Genomic DNA, 15,867 nt, shown 5'->3' with positions numbered 1-15,867 from the left:
TCATCCAGCACCACCCCGGCGTGATCGACGGCTGCCTCGCCCCCACAGGCCTCACCCTCAACACCACACCCGCCATCACCAATTAACCCTGGGTAGGGCCTGTCTGACAATTCCAGTCGGATCAGCGAGCGTCCGCCGAGCTGGCAGTCCGGAGGTGCGCCGACCGGCTGGCGGGTATTACCGGGCAAGACCTACGATCGGCGGGCCAGCAGATGGGCGTCGAGGAAGCCTCGCTCGGAGGCCGGATCGTGGAGCAGCCGGGCGAAGGGAACGAGCCCGGCATCGGCCAGCAGTTCAGCGAGGCGATCCGCCGGCCAGCTGTAGGCAGGCGCCACCTTGTGATCGAACCGGACCGGTTCTTGTCCGTCGGTCCCGAAGAAGGAAACCAGGAGCAGGCCATCCGGCGCCAGGACGCGTACCTGCTCGGCGAGCAGCTCCGGCAGTTCTCCCGGAGGGGTGTGGATCATCGAATAGTGGGCCAGTACGCCGCCGAGCGCGCCGTCCTCGATCGGAAGGGATTCCATCCGCGCCTCCTGGAAGCACAGCGCCGGATGGGCCCGCCGTGCGTGGTCGACCATGCCGGGGGAGAGGTCGAGTCCGAAGGCGTCCAGGCTCAGTTCGTGCAGCATGGCCGTCAGATGTCCGGGCCCGCACCCGACGTCCGCTGCCCGCAGGTTGCCCGTCGCGCGCACCAGTTCGGCGAAGGTGCCGATCATGGCCCGGGTGAACGGCTGTGTCTCCAGCCGGTCTGCGAACAGCGATGCGTACAGCTCGACGACTCCGTCGTAGGCCGCACTGGTCTCGTCCTGATGGTTCGCCACGGGCAGGACCCTATCGCCAGTCTGATAATTGATCTTGTGGCAGGTCGAGGTGAGTTGACGGATGCGGCATGGGAGCGAATTGTGGGAAACCAGATCAGGTCCACTACTTCGCGGTCGGGGTGCGATTCGTCGATCAACCCGCACACCGACAGCAGGAAGAAGCCGAGCTGGAACGGGTGCCATGCAGCATCGCGCAAGGGTCCCGGATCCAGCGGAACGGCTTCGGAACGTGGGCGGCGTCGTCCCGCCAGATCCCGCTTCGAGTGCCGCATTTGAAGCGCCATCGCCCGGTTGGCCAGCCGGAAGGCGCGAAGGGCGTGTCCGGACGAGTCCTCGAACAGTGCTTCCGCCCCGGTCTCCATCCTGCGGACCGTGACGTCCAGCCTGTCGAGGATGCGGTCGGCCGCCTCCTGCGCTCCTGGAGGCACGTCGACCTTGCGCTGCGCCTGGCACCACTCCCGGTAGCCTTCGATGAAGTCCGTGATCTCGGTGCGCAGCCGGGACTCCGCGACCTTCGGGTCGGACAAGTGCGCGAGCTTCAGCACGGGTTGCCCGGACGGTCCGGCGGGCGTGATCGCCGGTACCTCGGCCTCCGGCATCATCTGGCTTCGTAGTCCGGTCACCGGGCGGTTTGCCCGGGGCCCGACGACCTCGCCGTTCTCATCGATCTCGTCGACCACGCAGCTATGGCCGACGGCGTGCGTCACCACGTGCCGGTACTGCAGGCGCAGCTCCTGCTCTTCCGGATCACGGCTGGTCAGCCGGATGCTCGGGTACTGCAGCAGCCCGCCGCCGACCGGCCTGACCTCCAGCGAAGCCTGGAAAAGCATGTCGTCCCATTGGGACCCGTGATCCCCGGTGGCGTTCTTGGCGTTGACCAGCGCGGCGGTCACGAGCCATCTGCCCGCGAACGGACGCCACCGCAGGCGTATCTGCGCCCGCGAGCCCCAGATGTCCTTCTGGACTTCCCCGACCTTGAAGGTCGCCTCGAAATCGTCGAGCGGGACGCGCTGCCACTTGCGCACCTTGCCTCGCCTCGTCTCGTAGCGAGCGGCCCGGCACACCAGCGTCAGCTCCTCGGCATCGGTGTAGAGGGAGATCCCCATCGAGGACGGCAGCCAGGCGTTGGCGTCCGGGACGGTGTCGCCCGCGAAGCGGGTCTCCTCGGACGTCTCCTCGGGGGCGGCGCCGGGCTCGGTGACCTCGGCCGCTTCGGTCAGGCTCTGCTGCCGGTCGGTGTCCTGCGGGAAGAGCGTGCCCATCAGGTAACGCCGGTTGGGCGGTTCCTCGATGAGCTCGGTCTTGTTCCCCTCGGCCGGTCCGATCAGTTGCCGCCGGAGGTAACGCAGTAGCTCCTCGCGTGCCGCCATCCGCACCCTCCCGCGTCGATCCGGACGTCCGGATTTCCCACATGTTCACATACACAGACGCACGATGTGAAAACTCGGTTGTCACGCATGTCGGTGGCTTATGGCATCTTCGTTGGTATGCACGTTGACATGCCATCGGTCTGTCCGGACGATCCGGTCTCCGCCGGGCCATGGCGCGCGTCCTGCGGCAGCTCAGAAGCTGCGCTGTGAACGGTGCCGTGCCCGCCGGGGCTTTCGAGGATGCCACCGAGCAGATGAGGCTGACCCCGGAAGCACGCGAGCGAGTCATCGCGACGTTGGCCGATATCGGCCTGCGGGTCGTCACCCCCGAGCTCCCCGACGGCCGTGCAGCCCGATCGGGTGGAGAGCGCGCTGGCGCTGGTACGCCGCCACATTCCCGCAGGCCATATCACGCGCGACCAGTTGAGCCGATTCGGCAGACTTGCCGGGCTGGATGCTGAGGAGCTGGCATCACTTCCCGACCGCGCGGTGAAAGCCGGTATAGCCGTCCTGGATGAGGAAGCGGAGCCCGCCCGGCCGGAAACGGCCACCACGCCCGGACATGACCCGGAAGCCGGCTCCGACCTCGAGCCTGAGCACCTTGTGCCCGCCGGCCCCACGTACGATTTCCCGCGTGCCGTTGAGGCGGCGCGGCGCGTTATCGACGGCGACCGGTTCCGCGCGAACCCCGGTCGGCGCCTCCTCAGCGCGACCGAGGAGGTCGGGTTGAGCATCCTGCTGCGCGGCGGCGTCGACCACGCGGACGTTCGGACCCGCCGACTGGTACGCCGGGGGCTGTGCTGCAGGTGGGGCGTGGTTACGCCGAGGGAGAGCCGGTTTGTCGCCGATCGCTGGAGGAGATGGCCGCGCAGCCACAGGGGATGCGGGCTCAGCGGCGACGCGGTGGCGCCGAGGCAGCTCGGGACGGTGCGGCTCCAACGGTGCTTCCGCCGTTCGAGCCGTCGGGGCCGAGGCCGCCAGCAGACTGCGCGGCAGGACGACCAGGGCCCGTGTTCCGGAAGCGTCCGAGTGCAACTCGATCCGGAGACCGTGCCGAGCGGCCAGCCAGGCGGCGACCAGCAGACCGATCTGCCCTTGCCTGACCTGCTCCCGCGGGCTGACCTGGTGCGGGACGTCCAGTATCCGCCGCAGGTCCGCCAACTTCTCCGGCGTCAGCGGCAAACCCTGCGCCGCGGCAGCGCGTGGTCTGGATGTCCTGCGCGCGGCGCTGCCGAGGGGGAGTCCACGGCGATGCCCACACCAACAACATTATCCGCCTGACCACAGGCCGGACCGTCCTCGGAGACTGGGACCACGTCGCCCTTGGCCTCAGAGAATGGGATCTCATCCAAGTGCACTACATGGCCCGCCGCTTCAACCGCCACACCGAGCACGACCTGCGCCGGTTCACAGTTACCTACGGCTGGGACGTCCGCGACTGGCCCGGCGCCGAGACCCTCATCCAGACCCGTGAGATCACCGGCCTGAGCCCCTACATCCGCACAGCCCCCTCCGAGTATCGGACCCGCCAAGAAGTCGCCCATCGCATCGCTTTACTGCGGAACGGCGACACCTCCACCCGGTGGAACTCACCGACGAAATAGTTGGATCACACTGCAGAACTCGTACCAACATGCTGTGACGACCAAACTTCTCCTTTTCAAGCGCCGATGGGCGCCCGTCATGCACGCCGCCCCAGCAACGCGGAGACGCTCGCTGCCTTTCTTCGCCCATCGTGATATCGGAGAAGCATCATGACGCTCGACGCCGCATCCTTGCCCGCTGACCTGCACCGATGGCTGGCCGACCACCCTGAGCGAAGTGGCCCGGGACCGCCTCGCGCTAACCGCGGATCTTCCGCTGGTCTACCTGCACGGCTACGCGGTCCCGCTGAACGCGCGAACGCGGAGCTCAAGACCTGGGCCAGACTCCGCTGCTGCCCGCACAAGGTCGGTCAGCTTGCCAAAGCCATCCACGTCCTTCGACGTCGGGAGAACAAGGTCACCGCCGTCCCAGGAGGAGAAGCCCTCAGTGGAGGCCATCCTGTTCGCATACCGCGTCGGTGAAATCGCCGGTTCGAAGTGCGCCCGGGGGGATCATCACGCGTTCGAACCCGTTGTCGTCCCACAGGTCACCCGAGAGTGTGAGCAGGTGTTCGTAGCCGTCTGTCCTCTTTCCGACCCAGCTGTCGATGTACGGCCAGCCGAACGCCTGGCTGTCCCCAGGGGTGAACCGTTGCTCTTCTCGAGAGTACAAGTGCCACTCCCGGCGGAGCGGACCCTGGACGAATCGTTCGACCGGGGATTCCCAATGGTCTTCGTCGAAGTCGGGTTCGGCGCGGTAGTCGAACGTCTTCAGGACCGGGTCGCCGGTATCGTATTCCCCCGAAACCGGCAGGGTCATGATCGGTGCGGCATGCAGCCGGACTTCGCGCAGAATCTCCGCCGGTGACGGCGTCGGCACTTCCACGGCACGCGCCGGGTCCGCGCAGACGATCGTGCACTCCTCGGAGAGGCTTCCGACCGCGCTGAAAACGTTGACCAGGCCGAGCCGGGTGGGCATCTGGTCGCCGAGCCACGGGGCCAGTTCGTCGGTATCCAGCACGGCGAACAGGCTGAGCGGGGTGCCTGCCGTGGATTGCGGCCACGGTGTGCCTGGTTCCAGGAGAGCCGGTCCTCCCGCCTGGCACCGGCCGGTCGGCGGCTCATCGGGGCCGGTGGGCCTGAGTACGAAACCCGGCCGGGCGAGAGCGGCCATCGTCGGGCCGAGGCGTCCCCCCAAGTGTTCGATGCATAGTTCACGGATGCTGGCGACGGCGCTCTGTCGATCCATGGGCCAATCCCAGCAGACGATCCCGACGGTTTCGTTCCTCAAAAGACAGGGGACCCGATCTGGTCGGTGGCGTGCTCCTCAACGCGGCGTTCGGTGTACTGAGGGCATTTGGTCCTGGGGCGGTGCTGACCTTGTTCTCCCGATGTTGAAGGACGTGGATGGCTCTGGCGTGCTGACCGGCCTTGTGCGGGCAGCAGCGGAGTCTGGCCCAGGTCTTGAGCTCCGCGTTCGCGCGTTCAGCGGGGCCGCGTAGCCGGGCCTGGGCCCGGTTGGCGTCCTTCTGGGATTCTGGCTTGTCCTTGCCCTTGTACGGGTGATCAGCTCGTCGGCCCCGTGGTACCCCTTGTCGGCCAAGGTGATCAACCCGGTGTCGCGCAGATGACGCAGGATGCCTCAGATGTGGGCGGCCTTCAGCTCGTGAGTGGCGCCGGGCAGGGCGCCCGAGATCCACACGATGTCTCCGTTTGGGGTGGTGATGACCTCCAGGTTCATGCGGTGTTACTTGTGCTTTCCGGAGTGCAACGGCCGGTCGGCGGCGACCCGGTCGATGGGGGTGAGGGTGCCGTCCGGCACCAGTGGGCGTGCCCGTCGGCCTTGGCCCGCTGCAGCGTGGCGTGCAGCTTGGGTGAGCGGGCGGCTCGCGGCCGCACGGCCTCTTCCACCGGTGCCGGCGTACTGCTGTCAGTGCAGAGTCTGGTACGGGCACGCGTGCCGAGACGGTCACCTGGTCAGGTGGAGTCGGAATAGGCGAGGTGGGTGCCGCACGAGCGGCACTCGAAGACGTAGGCGACGGGCTGGCCATCTCGGTCGAGGGCGTCCAGGAAGCCGGCGATCTGCTGGTCGGTCCACCGGTTCTCGGCGAGTTCGGCCCGCAGCGACGCCAGGGCCTGTTCGTCCCCGCGCAGTTCTCTGGCTCCGGCGGGGCCGAGGAACATCGCACCGTCGCCGCAGTGGAACAGCCAGCGCTCCTGCTGCCAGCCGTTGAAGCCGGGGGTTCGCCTGGCGATCGCGTCGACTACGGCGTCCGGGATGTCCGGAGGCGGGCTGACGTCGCAATAGGTGGCGTCGAACCGCTCGGCGGCGCTGCCGTCGGCGATGCACCACGGGCACAGCGCCTCGACCTCCTTGGCGGAGTAGACGGGGCCCCTGTAGACATAGCCGCGCCGCCGCGCGCAGGACGCGCAGACCTGCTGCGAAAGCTTGATCGAACCCGTCGCCATCGGGTCGGGGTGATAGGCGAAAACAGGCAACGGCTCAGTCATCGTGGTCAGCTCAATCCGTTCTGGTCCGTGTGATGGCTTCGAAACCATCCCACCACGGGCGGAGCGGTGACCCTCGCGTCCTGCGCACTTCCCGGCCCCCGGTGGTCCAGCATGCCATCTGCATGTTCATCCGTACTCACCTCTGCGCACCAGGGAGTACGCGGACAACTGGCCATCAGCCTGGGGGTCCGGTTGATTTTCAGCTGCGAAAACGGGTGTGGACCCACAGGCATGAAGACCTGGACTGAGGTTCCCCCCCCCGTTGCACGGACACCTGAGGTGAGGTCACTCGGCGGTGTCTGAGGGCAGGTCGAGCCCTTCGAACGTGACGGGGCTGTGCATTCCGATACCAGAATGCCGCCTATACGGATTATACCAGCACTCAACCCATTCGAATACAGCACCGGCGAGTTCTTCACGGGTCTTCCAGGTGCGGGCGTCGAGCAACTCCAGCTGCATCGTCCCCCAGAACGATTCCATCATTGAATTGTCGTAGCAGTCACCGACCGTGCCCATCGAGCCGAGCAACCCGGCATCCCGCAGGCGCTTCCCGAAAGCCCAGGACGTGTATTGCGTGCCGTGATTCGGAATGCAGAATGGTCGAACCGGCCGGCGGGTTGCGCCGTGTCACGGCCATCGCCAGGGCATTGACGACGAGATCGGTGTCCTGGCGGGAGTCGATCGACCAGCCGATGATCCGCCGCGAATAGGCGTCCAGGACCGCTGCGCAGTACAGCTTCCCTTCTTCGGTCGGGTGCTCGGTGATATCGGTCAGCCAGAGCCGGTCCGGGCCGGCGACGAAGCGTCGCTGCACCAGGTCCTCCTCGGTCGCCTGATGCACCGGGTTGCGGCGGCCCCTGCGCCGGTAGACGCCCTGCAGCCCGGCGTGGCGCATCAGCCGTTCGACCCGTTCGCGGTTGACCGACTCTCCCAGCCCCAGGGTCAGTTCCGCGTGCACACGGGGCGAGCCGTAACTGCCTCGGGAATCGGCGTGGATTTCGCGGATCATCTTCATCAGTTCCTGGTTCCGCAACGCGCGGGGCGGCTCGGGCCGGCCGAGCCAGTCGTAGTATCCCGACGTGGAGACGTTCAATCTCGGCAGGCCACCGCGACCGGGATGGAGTCGGCGGTGAGTTCGCGGACCAGCGAGTAGATTACTTTGGGAGCACGTTTTCCCGGGCGAAGTACGCGGCCGCCCGTTTGAGGATCTCGTTCTCTGTCTCCAGTTGCCGGTTGCGCCGCCGCAGCTCGGCGAGTTCCTTCTTCTCCGCGGTGGTCAGGCGGTCACTACGGTCCTTCCCTCCGGAGCTTTTGTCGTCGGCATCGGCCTGGTTCACCCAGTTCTGCAGGCAGGACCGGCTGATGCCCAGATCCTTGGCCAGCTGGACCATGGACTTATCGCCCTGGCGGGCCAGCTCGACCGCGCGGCGGCGGAACTCGGGCGGGTGTGGTGACGGCATGGCGAACATCCTTCCTGATGATCGCCGGTGACCTCAGGTCAGCAGTCCGTGCTCCGGGGGGAACCTCAGGTCGCCTTCGGCGCCGCCCTTGTCGAGCCAGGTGTGGGAGAAGTGGTGGCGGAACTTGTGCGGGTGGACGGCGACGCCGCATGCTTCGCCGCGGCGGACGACCATCTGGTAGATGCCGTTGGCGGTCATGGGCGGGCGGTTGTTGGTGCCCAGCCACAGGCGGCGGCTGGACGCGTACGTGTGCTTGTTGCGGATGCGGATGTAGCGGTCGATGGCTCGGGCCGACGGGTGGCCGAAGCGGACGATGCGCTGCTTGTTGCCCTTGCCGTGGACGAGGAGTTCGCGGCGCATGAGGTCGAGGTCGCTGCGGCCGGGTTCGTCGGGGTCGTAGGTGATGCCGGCGAGTTCGGACAGGCGCAGGCCGGTGGCCTTGAAGAGGGTGAGGATCGCGTAGTCGCGGCGTTGGGTGAAGGTCTTGCCCTCGCAGTCCTTGAGGAGCTTGGCGAGTTCCTCGTCGGTGAAGACCGGGACGACTTTCTCGCCGACCGAGGGCGGGCGGAGCTTGGCCATCGGGTCGGGGAGTTCTTCGTCGGTGGACCACCATTTGAAGAACTGCTGGAGGGCTCGGTACTGGTTGTTCGCGTAGCTGTCCGAGTACTGGTTCAGGAGATGGACGATCCACGTGCGGACGTCGTCGGGCGTGACGTCTTCCCAGTCGGAGTGCTCGGTGTTGCGGCGGAGATGTGCGGCTGCGAACCATTGCGCCGCTTCGGCGTAGGTTCGTACCGTCTTGGGGGACTTCCCCTCGGCGTTGAGGTGGAGGATGAACGAGTTGATCGCGGCCTGGAAGGTGCCTGCTCGGAGGTCCTTCGGACGCCGCGTACGGGCGGTACCCATCAGGAGAAAGTTTTCCTCTGTTCAAGCGGAGTACACCGACGGTGATCAATCCGTTACCGGTGTTCTCGCTGGTCAGAGGGTGAAGGTGGGCAGGGGCGGGGTCGAACCGCCGACCTTCCGCTTTTCAGGCGGACGCTCGTACCGACTGAGCTACCTGCCCATGACGTGCTTGCGCACGTCTGGCGGTCCTGACGGGATTTGAACCCGCGGCCTCCACCTTGACAGGGTGGCGAGCACTCCTAACTGCTCCACAGGACCTTGCGTGTCCGAGCTTAGCGGCTCGGGCGGTGTGTCTTGGCCGGTGTTCCCGGTCCTTGGCGACGTCCGAGAGCATACGCGATGCCCGAGGGTGGCGCCAACTCGGTTGTCGGGAGGGGGCGGCACGCCTCGTCGGGCGGCTGCTCGAAGTGGGGCGTGGGATGATCCGGGGGGACGTCCGGGGAGGCGTACGTGACTCGCAGGAGCATGCTCGAGATCCGGGTGCGCTGGGTCCTGCTGGTGGTCGTGGTCGTCGCGAACGCCGTGGGCGGGCTCGTGGTGTTGTTGTTCGCGACGTTCGTGGTGCCCGATCCGCCGCTGGACGATCCGGGTCACGTGCACTTCGTGAACGCGGTGGCGTTCTTCAGCTATCCGGTCATCGCCGGGCCCGGGGCGCTGGGGCTCGGGTTGTGGCTGTGGCGGCCCGTCGTGCGGCTGGTGCGGGACGGGGGGCCTGCGGACCGGGAGCAGAAACGCGCGGTGCTGTTGGGGCCGCTCCGGTTGACGCTGCTGGTCGGAGGGTTGTGGGCGGTGGGGGCCGCGGGGTGGGCGGTCCTGGATCTGGTGTTGTTCACCGGGCGGCTCGCGGTGAAGACCGGGCTGACGTGCCTGCTGGGCGCGGCGACGACGTGCACGATCGTCTATCTGCTGTCGGAGCGGCTGCTGCGGCCGGCGGCGGCGCTGGTGCTGGCGGCGGAGCCGCCGCGGCGGTTCCGGCTGCCGGGGGTGACGACGCGGGTGATGCTCGCGTGGGCGCTCGGGACGGCGATCCCGGTGTTCGGGCTGATCTGCGTGGCGATCGCCGCGCTGGCGGCGTCCGACATCGACGTGACGAAGCTGGCGATCACGATCCTGGGGCTGGGCGGCGCGGCGCTGACCGCCGGGATGTACGTGACGTACATGGCGACGCGGGCGATCGCGGATCCGATCAAGTCCGTGCGGACGGGCATGGCGCTCGTCGAACGGGGCGATCTGCAGGCGGTCGTCCCGGTGTACGACGCGAGCGAGGTCGGGCAGTTGCAGGCCGGGTTCAACCACATGGTGGCGGGGCTCCGGGAGCACGAGCGGCTTCGGGACCTGTTCGGCCGGCACGTCGGGGAGGAGGTCGCGGACCTCGCGCTGGAGCGCGGCGACATCACGCTGGGCGGTGAGGTCCGCGAGGTCGCGGTGCTGTTCGTCGATCTCGCGGGGTCGACGCGGCTGGCGGAGACGCGGGGGCCGGACGAGGTGGTGGGGCTGCTCAACCGGTTCTTCGGGGTCGTGGTGTCGGTGGTGGGCGGGCACGGGGGCTGGATCAACAAGTTCGAGGGGGACGCCGCGCTGGCGATCTTCGGGGCGCCGAGCGAGCTGGAGGACGCGGCGGGCGGGGCGCTGGGCGCGGCGCGGGAGCTCGCGGTGCGGTTGCGGGCGGACGTGCCGGAGCTGGACGCGGGGATCGGGGTGTCGGCGGGGCAGGTCGTCGCGGGGTACATCGGCGCGGAGCAGCGGTTCGAGTACACGGTGATCGGCGATCCGGTGAACGAGGCGGCGCGGCTGAGCGATCTGGCGAAGGTGTCGCCGCGGCGGGTGCTGGCGTCGGGGACGGTGCTGGGGCTGGCGCACCTGGGGGAGGCCGGACACTGGGACCTCGGCAAGCCGGTGACGCTGCGTGGACGGACGCGCCCGACGCGGCTCGCGGTGCCGCGCCCGCCGGAGGTGCCGGAGCAGCCGGGGCGGCGGAGGCGGCGGTTGCTGGGCGCGTTCGCCCTGGCGAACCGGTCGAGGGCCCGTTCGGAGCCTGAAGACGCCGAGTGACCTTTTTGCGCGGTGCGCACCGTGTCTCCTCGTGTCTCTCGAAGTCGATGCGTATTGTCACCGTCCGTACACGATGAGCTACCGCTTCGTCACGTCGCGGACATACGGCGGGCTCAGTGTCGAAAACGGACGAGTCGCCCCGGCTTCGAGAGGTGAAGATGTTCGGACGGAAGCGTCTGGTGGTCACCGCGGTCGTGTCCGCGGCGGTCGTCATCGGGCCCGCGGCGCACGCCGAGGCGGCCCCGCACCCGGTTCTGTCCCGGCAGGACGCGCCGGAGCCGCCTCGGCGGGGCGTGCCCGTGCTCCTGGCCGTGCCGGAGGTCGTCGGGGACGGACCGGTCGGTGTCGCGCATCGGGGGGCGTCGGATGCCGCGCCGGAGAACACGCTGGAGGCGTTCCGGACGGCCGCGCGCATGGGCGCGGACATGTTCGAGCTCGATGTCCAGGAGACCAAGGACCACAAGCTCGTCCTGGTGCACGACTCCACGCTGGCCCGGACGACGAACGTGGAGCAGGTGTTTCCGAAACGCAAGCCTTGGAAGGTCTCCGACTTCTCCTTGGCGGAGGTGAAGCGGCTGGACGCCGGTTCCTGGTTCGGCAAGCGCTACGCGAAGGAGAGGGTCCCGACGCTCACCGAGGTGATGCGGGAGATGCGCGGCAGCGGCCTGGGGATGCTGGTGGAGCTCAAGAACCCGGCGAAGTACCCGGGGGTGGAGAAGCGCGTCGCGAAGGCGCTGCGGAGCGACGCGTACTGGACGAGCGGGGACGCGCGCCGGCTGGTCGTGCAGTCGTTCGACTGGACGTCGGTGCGCCGCTTCCACGAGATCATGCCGGACGCCCCGACCGCGCTGATCGGGAAGCCGAAGGCGTCGGCGCTGCGCGGGCACGCCGAGTACGCCGACCAGATCAACCCGAACCACCGCGAACTGACCGCCTCGTACGTCCGGAAGGTGCACGCCGCCGGGATGGACGTGCTGACCTGGACGGTCAACGACGCGGCGAGCATGCGCAGGGTGCTCGGCCTCGGGGTGGACGGTGTCATCACCGACCGGCCGGACGTGTTCCGCGAGGTCCTCGAGGACGACGCGGGCGGCGCGGCGGCCTGATCAGCCGGACGGACGCGCGGGCAGCCCGCGCGCGCGGGCCGTGAGGGCGCGGGCGGCGGGGCTGCGCGGCCCCTCCGCGCGCCACGCGAGCACGACGCGCCCGCGCAGCCGGGGCCGGACGATCGGCAGGACGTGCAGGTCGCCGGCGAACGCCCGCGCGGCCGACTCGGGGACGACGGCGACGCCGAGGCCGCGCGCGGCGAGTTCGGCGAGGACGGGCGGTTCGCCGGCCTCGAACGCGACCCGGGGCCGGAGCCCGGCGGCGGCGCACGCGCGGTCGAGGACGGCCCGCACCCCGGTTCCGCGCGGCAGGCTGATGAGGTCGTGCTCGGCGAGGCCGCGGAGGGTGACGGTGCCGCGGCCGGACAGCGGGTGGCCGTGGGCGGCCGCGGCGACGAGGTCCTGCTCGAAGACGATCTCGGTGGCGAGCCCCTCGGGCGGTTCGTCCCCGATGCTGAGGAACGCGAGGTCGATACGGCCGGCGCGGAGTTCGTCGGCGAGCGTCGCGGAATCGTGCTGCGTGACCGTGATCTCCACGTCGGGGTGGTCGCGGTGGAAGTCGGCGAGCATGCCCGGGAGGTCGAGGGCCGTCACCCAGTCGAACGTCCCGATCGTGACGTGCCCGCGCAGCAGGCCGGTCAGTTCGTCCACGGAGCGGCGCGCCCCGTGGACGGCGGCGAGGGCGGCGCGCGCGTAGGGGAGGACGAGCTCGCCGGCCTCGGTGAGCCGGACGGTCCGCCCGGACCGGTCGAACAGCGGCTGCCCGAGTTCGCGTTCGAGCCGGCGGATCTGGGCGCTGACGCCCGGCTGCGCGACGTGCAGGCGGGCGGCGGCCCGGGTGAAACTGGCCTCCTCGGTCACCGCGACGAAGTACTCGAGCTGGCGCAGTTCCATGTGCCCGATGCTAGACAGCCGGACGGTCTCGCCCGGTTCGTACCGGCGAGTCGGCCGTGACCGGACGGCGAGCGGTGCGGCGGGAGTGCCCGGGCGCGGACCCCGAGGGTGAAACCGCAGGTCACGGCACGGTTCGGGTAACCACTTCTTTCTCGTTCCTTTGCCGCGAGACGCCCGTTCGGAGGACTGATTCCGGTCCTGCGGGTGATTACCTCCCCACCGGGGGGTTCGGGTGTACGGACGGCGCACATGGTCCATACGGGTGCGGATGACCGTCATTGCCGGGACGGTCACCGTCCTCATCTGCGCGATCCTCACCACGCTGATCATCATCGGGGTGCGCACGCGGGCCGTGGACTACCGGCGCGACCAGGCCGCGGCGGCGGCGCTGCAGATGGTGTTCCTCGTCAAGCAGGGGGAGGTGCCGCCCCGGCTGAAGTCCCCGCAGAACGTGGTCATCCAGGTGCTGAACGAGCGCGGGCGCGTCGTCGCGGGCACGCCCGAGGTGGAGGGCGGCGGGCGGATCGCCACGTTCGTCCCGGGCCGCTCCCGCGTCTACGCCGTCCGCGAGCTGTGTCCCCCGGCGGGGCTGGAAGGCTGCATGACGGTGGTGGCGTTCCGCGTCTACGAACCCGAGGGCGACTGGATCGTCTACACGGCCGTCCCGGCGACGCCCTGGTACGTCAGCGCCAACCTCCTCACCGTCCTGCTGAGCATGTCGGTGCTGGTGACCGTGCTGGCGTGCCTGCGGACGTGGGGGACCGTGGACCGCACGCTCGTCCCGGTGGACGCCATCCGCGCCGAGCTGACCGAGATCACCGCGAAGAAGTCCGGCCGCCGCGTCACGGTGCCGGAGAACCGGGACGAGCTGCGGCGCCTCGCGGAGGCGGTGAACGCGACCCTCGACCGGCTCGACGCCGCGCTGGAGCGGCAGCGGAGCTTCACGTCCGACGCGTCCCACGATCTGCGCAGCCCCATCGCGGCGGCGCGCGCGCAGATGGAGGAGGCGCTCATGTACCCGGACGAGGTCGACTGGCCGCAGACGGGACGGACGGTGCTGCAGAACCTCGACCGGCTGCAGGCGATCGTCACGGACCTGCTGGAGCTCGCGCGCCTGGACGCCACCGCCTGGCGCGGCGACGAGATCGTCGATCTCGGGGCGATGGTCACGATCGAGCTGGCCCGGTCGGAACGCTCCAAGCCGGTCGTCCCGCACATCCTGGACGACGTCACGGTGCGCGGCGACCGGCTGCGGCTCGTCCGGCTCTTCACGAACCTCCTCGACAACGCCGAACGGCACGCGGAGTCGCGCATCGACGTGCGCGTCTGGCGCGCGGGCGGGGACGCGTGCCTGGAGGTGCTGGACGACGGCACGGGCATCGCCGGGCAGGACCGGGAGAAGGTGTTCGAGCGGTTCGCCCGGCTCCCCGGGGGACGGCAGCGGGACCCGGGCGGCACCGGGCTGGGGCTGCCGATCGCCCGGGAGATCGCGCGGGCGCACGGCGGCGACCTGACGATCGAGGACAGCGACCGCGGCGCCCGGTTCGTCCTGCGCGTCCCGCTCGAGGAGCGCGACGGGGAGGGCTGACGGACCGGGGGCGGAAAGCAGAGAACCCCGCGGCCTTCGCGGGGTCGTGGGCCGGAGGTCCGGCCGGGGGCGGCGGCCGGGGCGGGCCCGCGCGGGGAGCGGGCACCGGCCGGCCGCGCCGGATCAGGTGACGGCGCGGAAGGGGCCACCGGGCAGGTGCATCCAGCCGCTGACCTCCGTCTCCTTCACCTTGCAGGTCATGGGCTCGTAGGCGGCGGCGTCCACGTAGCCGGGGCTGTGCGCGATCACCGACTCGTACACGAACGCCGAGGCTATGAACCCGAGGTCGGCGCCGGTGGCGGCCAGCCGGTCCTTGAACGGGCCGGCGTCCAGCAGCCGGGACGCCTGGATGAGGGGCCAGCCGGACACGCCCTGGCCGTCCGGCGTCACCGGCCCGACGTGCAGCGCGAGCCGGAGCTGGAAGCGGGCGAGCTCGCCGGCGCGGCCGTTGTGCCGCCGCAGCCGCGCCGCCAGCCAGGCGATCAGCGGGTCGACCAGGGACGTCGTCGGCACCTCGGGCGGGACGACGATGAGCGCGCCGTCGCCGCGGTCCTCGCGGTGGCAGGCGTGCCACGGCACGTTCGACATCGTGAACGCCTCTTGCAGCAGCTCGTACATGGTGCTCTTCACGGCGAGCCGGTCGCCGTCGTCGCGGTGGGCGCTGCTGTAGCCCGCGATGTCGGTGAACATGATCGTGCAGTTCTGCCCGGCCCAGTGCGGCGTGCCGCCCGGCCCCGGAGCGGGCTGTGGGCGAGGCCCGTACTGGTGCAGCACGGCGTGGTGGTTTCCGTGGGCGGGCACGCAGCAGGGTGACTGCGGGGGGTACTGGACGACCGGTGGTGCATGGGTCGTCATGGCGGGGCCGTGGAGGCACACATGGCCTTCGCAGGCCGCGATGGGCTCCGGCGCCGGTTCCCGGGGGGCGGGCGGGCCGCCGGGTTCGGCGAGCCGCGCGTACAGCTCGTCCTCCAGGACGATCAGGACCTGCGGGTGCCGGGTGAGGAAGTCGGCGAACGCGCGCGTCGACAGGACGAGGGCGTGGACGTCCTCGAGGGCGACGATCGTCGCGGAGCGGCTGCGCAGCCGCAGGGAGGCGCGCTCGCCGATGATGTCGCCGGGGCCCCGTTCGGCGAGGGCGCGTTCGCGCCCGTCCCGCCGGACGCTCACCCGGACCCGGCCGGAGCGGATCACGATGACGTGGCCGGCGATCTCGCCCTCGTGCCAGAGCACCTCGCCGAGCGTGAAGCGGACGGGTTCCGCGACCGCGAGGAACGCGGCCTGCTGCGCGGGTGACAGGGACCCCCAGAAGCCGCGCCGGGCCACCGGTCCGCCGGCGGGCGGCCGGACGGCGCCGCGTGGCCGATGCCGGACGTCCTTGCGGCGGCGTCCGGGGCAGGACGCGGGCGTCGCGCCGGGGGCGTGGTCGCGCACGTGCTCGTCCATCGGATCACCTGCCCGGGCGCCGCGGCGGCGCGGGACGCAGGAGCGGGACGGCGACGGTCGGGGGAAGAATCTTGCACGGTATTGACATGTTTTACCCCTCGAAGGGCGACTCCACGGCCTTTGCCGGATTCAC

General features: G+C 69.7%; 15 protein-coding genes, 2 tRNA genes and 2 pseudogenes. 5 read left to right on the top strand and 14 right to left on the bottom strand.

Annotated elements, in window-relative coordinates:
• Nucleotides 1-191: 191 nt before the first annotated feature.
• The 3 genes from ACFQ11_RS26675 to ACFQ11_RS26665 form a co-directional block, all read right to left on the bottom strand.
• Nucleotides 192-821 carry a class I SAM-dependent methyltransferase gene (locus ACFQ11_RS26675; RefSeq protein ID WP_075903658.1) on the bottom strand — a complete coding sequence of 210 codons (630 nt, stop codon included), beginning with the start codon at nt 819-821 and terminating at the stop codon, nt 192-194.
• On the bottom strand, nt 713-2,191 hold the full coding sequence (locus ACFQ11_RS26670) for a hypothetical protein (RefSeq protein WP_378303390.1): 1,479 nt from the start codon (nt 2,189-2,191) through the stop codon (nt 713-715). The genes ACFQ11_RS26675 and ACFQ11_RS26670 overlap by 109 nt, the downstream gene beginning before the upstream one ends.
• A 471-nt stretch (nt 2,192-2,662) precedes the next feature.
• Nucleotides 2,663-2,950: a hypothetical protein gene (locus tag ACFQ11_RS26665; protein WP_378303389.1), complete on the bottom strand. Its 288-nt coding sequence runs from the start codon at nt 2,948-2,950 to the stop codon at nt 2,663-2,665.
• 452 nt (nt 2,951-3,402) lie between these two features.
• Between ACFQ11_RS26665 and ACFQ11_RS26660 the strand changes: the two genes are divergently transcribed.
• Both ACFQ11_RS26660 and ACFQ11_RS26655 read left to right on the top strand, forming a co-directional pair.
• Nucleotides 3,403-3,795: a phosphotransferase family protein gene (locus ACFQ11_RS26660; RefSeq protein ID WP_378303387.1), complete on the top strand. Its 393-nt coding sequence runs from the start codon at nt 3,403-3,405 to the stop codon at nt 3,793-3,795.
• Between the two features lie 267 nt (nt 3,796-4,062).
• Nucleotides 4,063-4,185: pseudogene (locus ACFQ11_RS26655) on the top strand (IS5/IS1182 family transposase); the annotation flags it as partial.
• Nucleotides 4,186-4,219: 34 nt separating this feature from the next.
• On the opposite strand, the gene ACFQ11_RS26650 reads toward ACFQ11_RS26655, so the two are convergent.
• The 9 genes and pseudogenes from ACFQ11_RS26650 to ACFQ11_RS26610 form a co-directional block, all read right to left on the bottom strand.
• The gene (locus ACFQ11_RS26650; RefSeq protein ID WP_378303397.1) at nt 4,220-4,948 is read right to left on the bottom strand and encodes a DUF1963 domain-containing protein; all 729 of its coding nucleotides are present in this window, start codon (nt 4,946-4,948) and stop codon (nt 4,220-4,222) included.
• 211 nt (nt 4,949-5,159) lie between these two features.
• Nucleotides 5,160-5,685: pseudogene (locus tag ACFQ11_RS26645) on the bottom strand (transposase family protein); the annotation flags it as partial.
• A gap of 66 nt (nt 5,686-5,751) precedes the next feature.
• Nucleotides 5,752-6,285, bottom strand: coding sequence for a CbrC family protein (locus tag ACFQ11_RS26640; RefSeq protein ID WP_378303385.1), 534 nt, complete (start codon nt 6,283-6,285; stop codon nt 5,752-5,754).
• Nucleotides 6,286-6,570: 285 nt separating this feature from the next.
• Entirely contained in the window at nt 6,571-6,765 is a 195-nt protein-coding gene (locus tag ACFQ11_RS26635) for an IS3 family transposase (RefSeq protein ID WP_378303383.1), read from the bottom strand.
• Between the two features lie 19 nt (nt 6,766-6,784).
• Nucleotides 6,785-7,378, bottom strand: coding sequence for an IS3 family transposase (locus ACFQ11_RS26630; protein WP_378303381.1), 594 nt, complete (start codon nt 7,376-7,378; stop codon nt 6,785-6,787).
• A gap of 61 nt (nt 7,379-7,439) precedes the next feature.
• Nucleotides 7,440-7,754, bottom strand: a complete 315-nt coding sequence (locus ACFQ11_RS26625; RefSeq protein ID WP_378303379.1) for a transposase — start codon at nt 7,752-7,754, stop codon at nt 7,440-7,442.
• 24 nt (nt 7,755-7,778) lie between these two features.
• Entirely contained in the window at nt 7,779-8,651 is an 873-nt protein-coding gene (locus tag ACFQ11_RS26620) for a tyrosine-type recombinase/integrase (protein ID WP_378303377.1), read from the bottom strand.
• An 86-nt stretch (nt 8,652-8,737) separates the two neighbouring features.
• Nucleotides 8,738-8,811, bottom strand: a tRNA-Phe gene (locus ACFQ11_RS26615).
• A gap of 20 nt (nt 8,812-8,831) precedes the next feature.
• Nucleotides 8,832-8,909 (bottom strand) — tRNA-Asp (locus ACFQ11_RS26610).
• Between the two features lie 192 nt (nt 8,910-9,101).
• Between ACFQ11_RS26610 and ACFQ11_RS26605 the strand changes: the two genes are divergently transcribed.
• Together ACFQ11_RS26605 and ACFQ11_RS26600 are read left to right on the top strand one after the other, a co-directional pair.
• Nucleotides 9,102-10,703 (top strand): adenylate/guanylate cyclase domain-containing protein, encoded by a 1,602-nt coding sequence (locus ACFQ11_RS26605; protein WP_378303374.1) that lies wholly within the window; start codon nt 9,102-9,104, stop codon nt 10,701-10,703.
• Nucleotides 10,704-10,861: 158 nt separating this feature from the next.
• Complete coding sequence (locus ACFQ11_RS26600; RefSeq protein ID WP_378303372.1) at nt 10,862-11,809, top strand: glycerophosphodiester phosphodiesterase; 948 nt, start codon at nt 10,862-10,864, stop codon at nt 11,807-11,809.
• On the opposite strand, the gene ACFQ11_RS26595 is transcribed toward ACFQ11_RS26600, so the two are convergent.
• Nucleotides 11,810-12,703: a LysR family transcriptional regulator gene (locus ACFQ11_RS26595; RefSeq protein WP_378303370.1), complete on the bottom strand. Its 894-nt coding sequence runs from the start codon at nt 12,701-12,703 to the stop codon at nt 11,810-11,812.
• A gap of 268 nt (nt 12,704-12,971) precedes the next feature.
• On the opposite strand from ACFQ11_RS26595, the gene ACFQ11_RS26590 reads away from it, so the two are divergent.
• Nucleotides 12,972-14,291: a sensor histidine kinase gene (locus ACFQ11_RS26590; protein ID WP_378303367.1), complete on the top strand. Its 1,320-nt coding sequence runs from the start codon at nt 12,972-12,974 to the stop codon at nt 14,289-14,291.
• 123 nt (nt 14,292-14,414) lie between these two features.
• Here the strand turns inward: ACFQ11_RS26590 and ACFQ11_RS26585 are convergent, their stop codons facing one another.
• Complete coding sequence (locus ACFQ11_RS26585) at nt 14,415-15,734, bottom strand: cyclic nucleotide-binding domain-containing protein (RefSeq protein WP_378303365.1); 1,320 nt, start codon at nt 15,732-15,734, stop codon at nt 14,415-14,417.
• Nucleotides 15,735-15,867 lie beyond the last annotated feature (133 nt).

It is taken from the genome of Actinomadura sediminis (assembly GCF_042675525.1).
GTDB lineage: Bacteria > Actinomycetota > Actinomycetes > Streptosporangiales > Streptosporangiaceae > Spirillospora > Spirillospora sediminis.
The sequence above is the reverse complement of the archived record's forward strand: the minus strand, read 5'-3'. Positions and strand labels throughout refer to the sequence as shown.

Coding starts and splice junctions, on each gene's coding strand:
- ACFQ11_RS26620 (WP_378303377.1), bottom strand. CDS start 8,651: ATGGGTACCGCCCGTACGCGGCGTCCGAAGGACCTCCGAGCAGGCACC.
- ACFQ11_RS26600 (WP_378303372.1), top strand. CDS start 10,862: ATGTTCGGACGGAAGCGTCTGGTGGTCACCGCGGTCGTGTCCGCGGCG.
- ACFQ11_RS26590 (WP_378303367.1), top strand. CDS start 12,972: ATGACCGTCATTGCCGGGACGGTCACCGTCCTCATCTGCGCGATCCTC.
- ACFQ11_RS26635 (WP_378303383.1), bottom strand. CDS start 6,765: ATGGAATCGTTCTGGGGGACGATGCAGCTGGAGTTGCTCGACGCCCGC.
- ACFQ11_RS26670 (WP_378303390.1), bottom strand. CDS start 2,191: ATGGCGGCACGCGAGGAGCTACTGCGTTACCTCCGGCGGCAACTGATC.
- ACFQ11_RS26640 (WP_378303385.1), bottom strand. CDS start 6,285: ATGACTGAGCCGTTGCCTGTTTTCGCCTATCACCCCGACCCGATGGCG.
- ACFQ11_RS26660 (WP_378303387.1), top strand. CDS start 3,403: ATGTCCTGCGCGCGGCGCTGCCGAGGGGGAGTCCACGGCGATGCCCAC.
- ACFQ11_RS26595 (WP_378303370.1), bottom strand. CDS start 12,703: ATGGAACTGCGCCAGCTCGAGTACTTCGTCGCGGTGACCGAGGAGGCC.
- ACFQ11_RS26585 (WP_378303365.1), bottom strand. CDS start 15,734: ATGGACGAGCACGTGCGCGACCACGCCCCCGGCGCGACGCCCGCGTCC.
- ACFQ11_RS26625 (WP_378303379.1), bottom strand. CDS start 7,754: ATGTTCGCCATGCCGTCACCACACCCGCCCGAGTTCCGCCGCCGCGCG.
- ACFQ11_RS26650 (WP_378303397.1), bottom strand. CDS start 4,948: ATGGCCGCTCTCGCCCGGCCGGGTTTCGTACTCAGGCCCACCGGCCCC.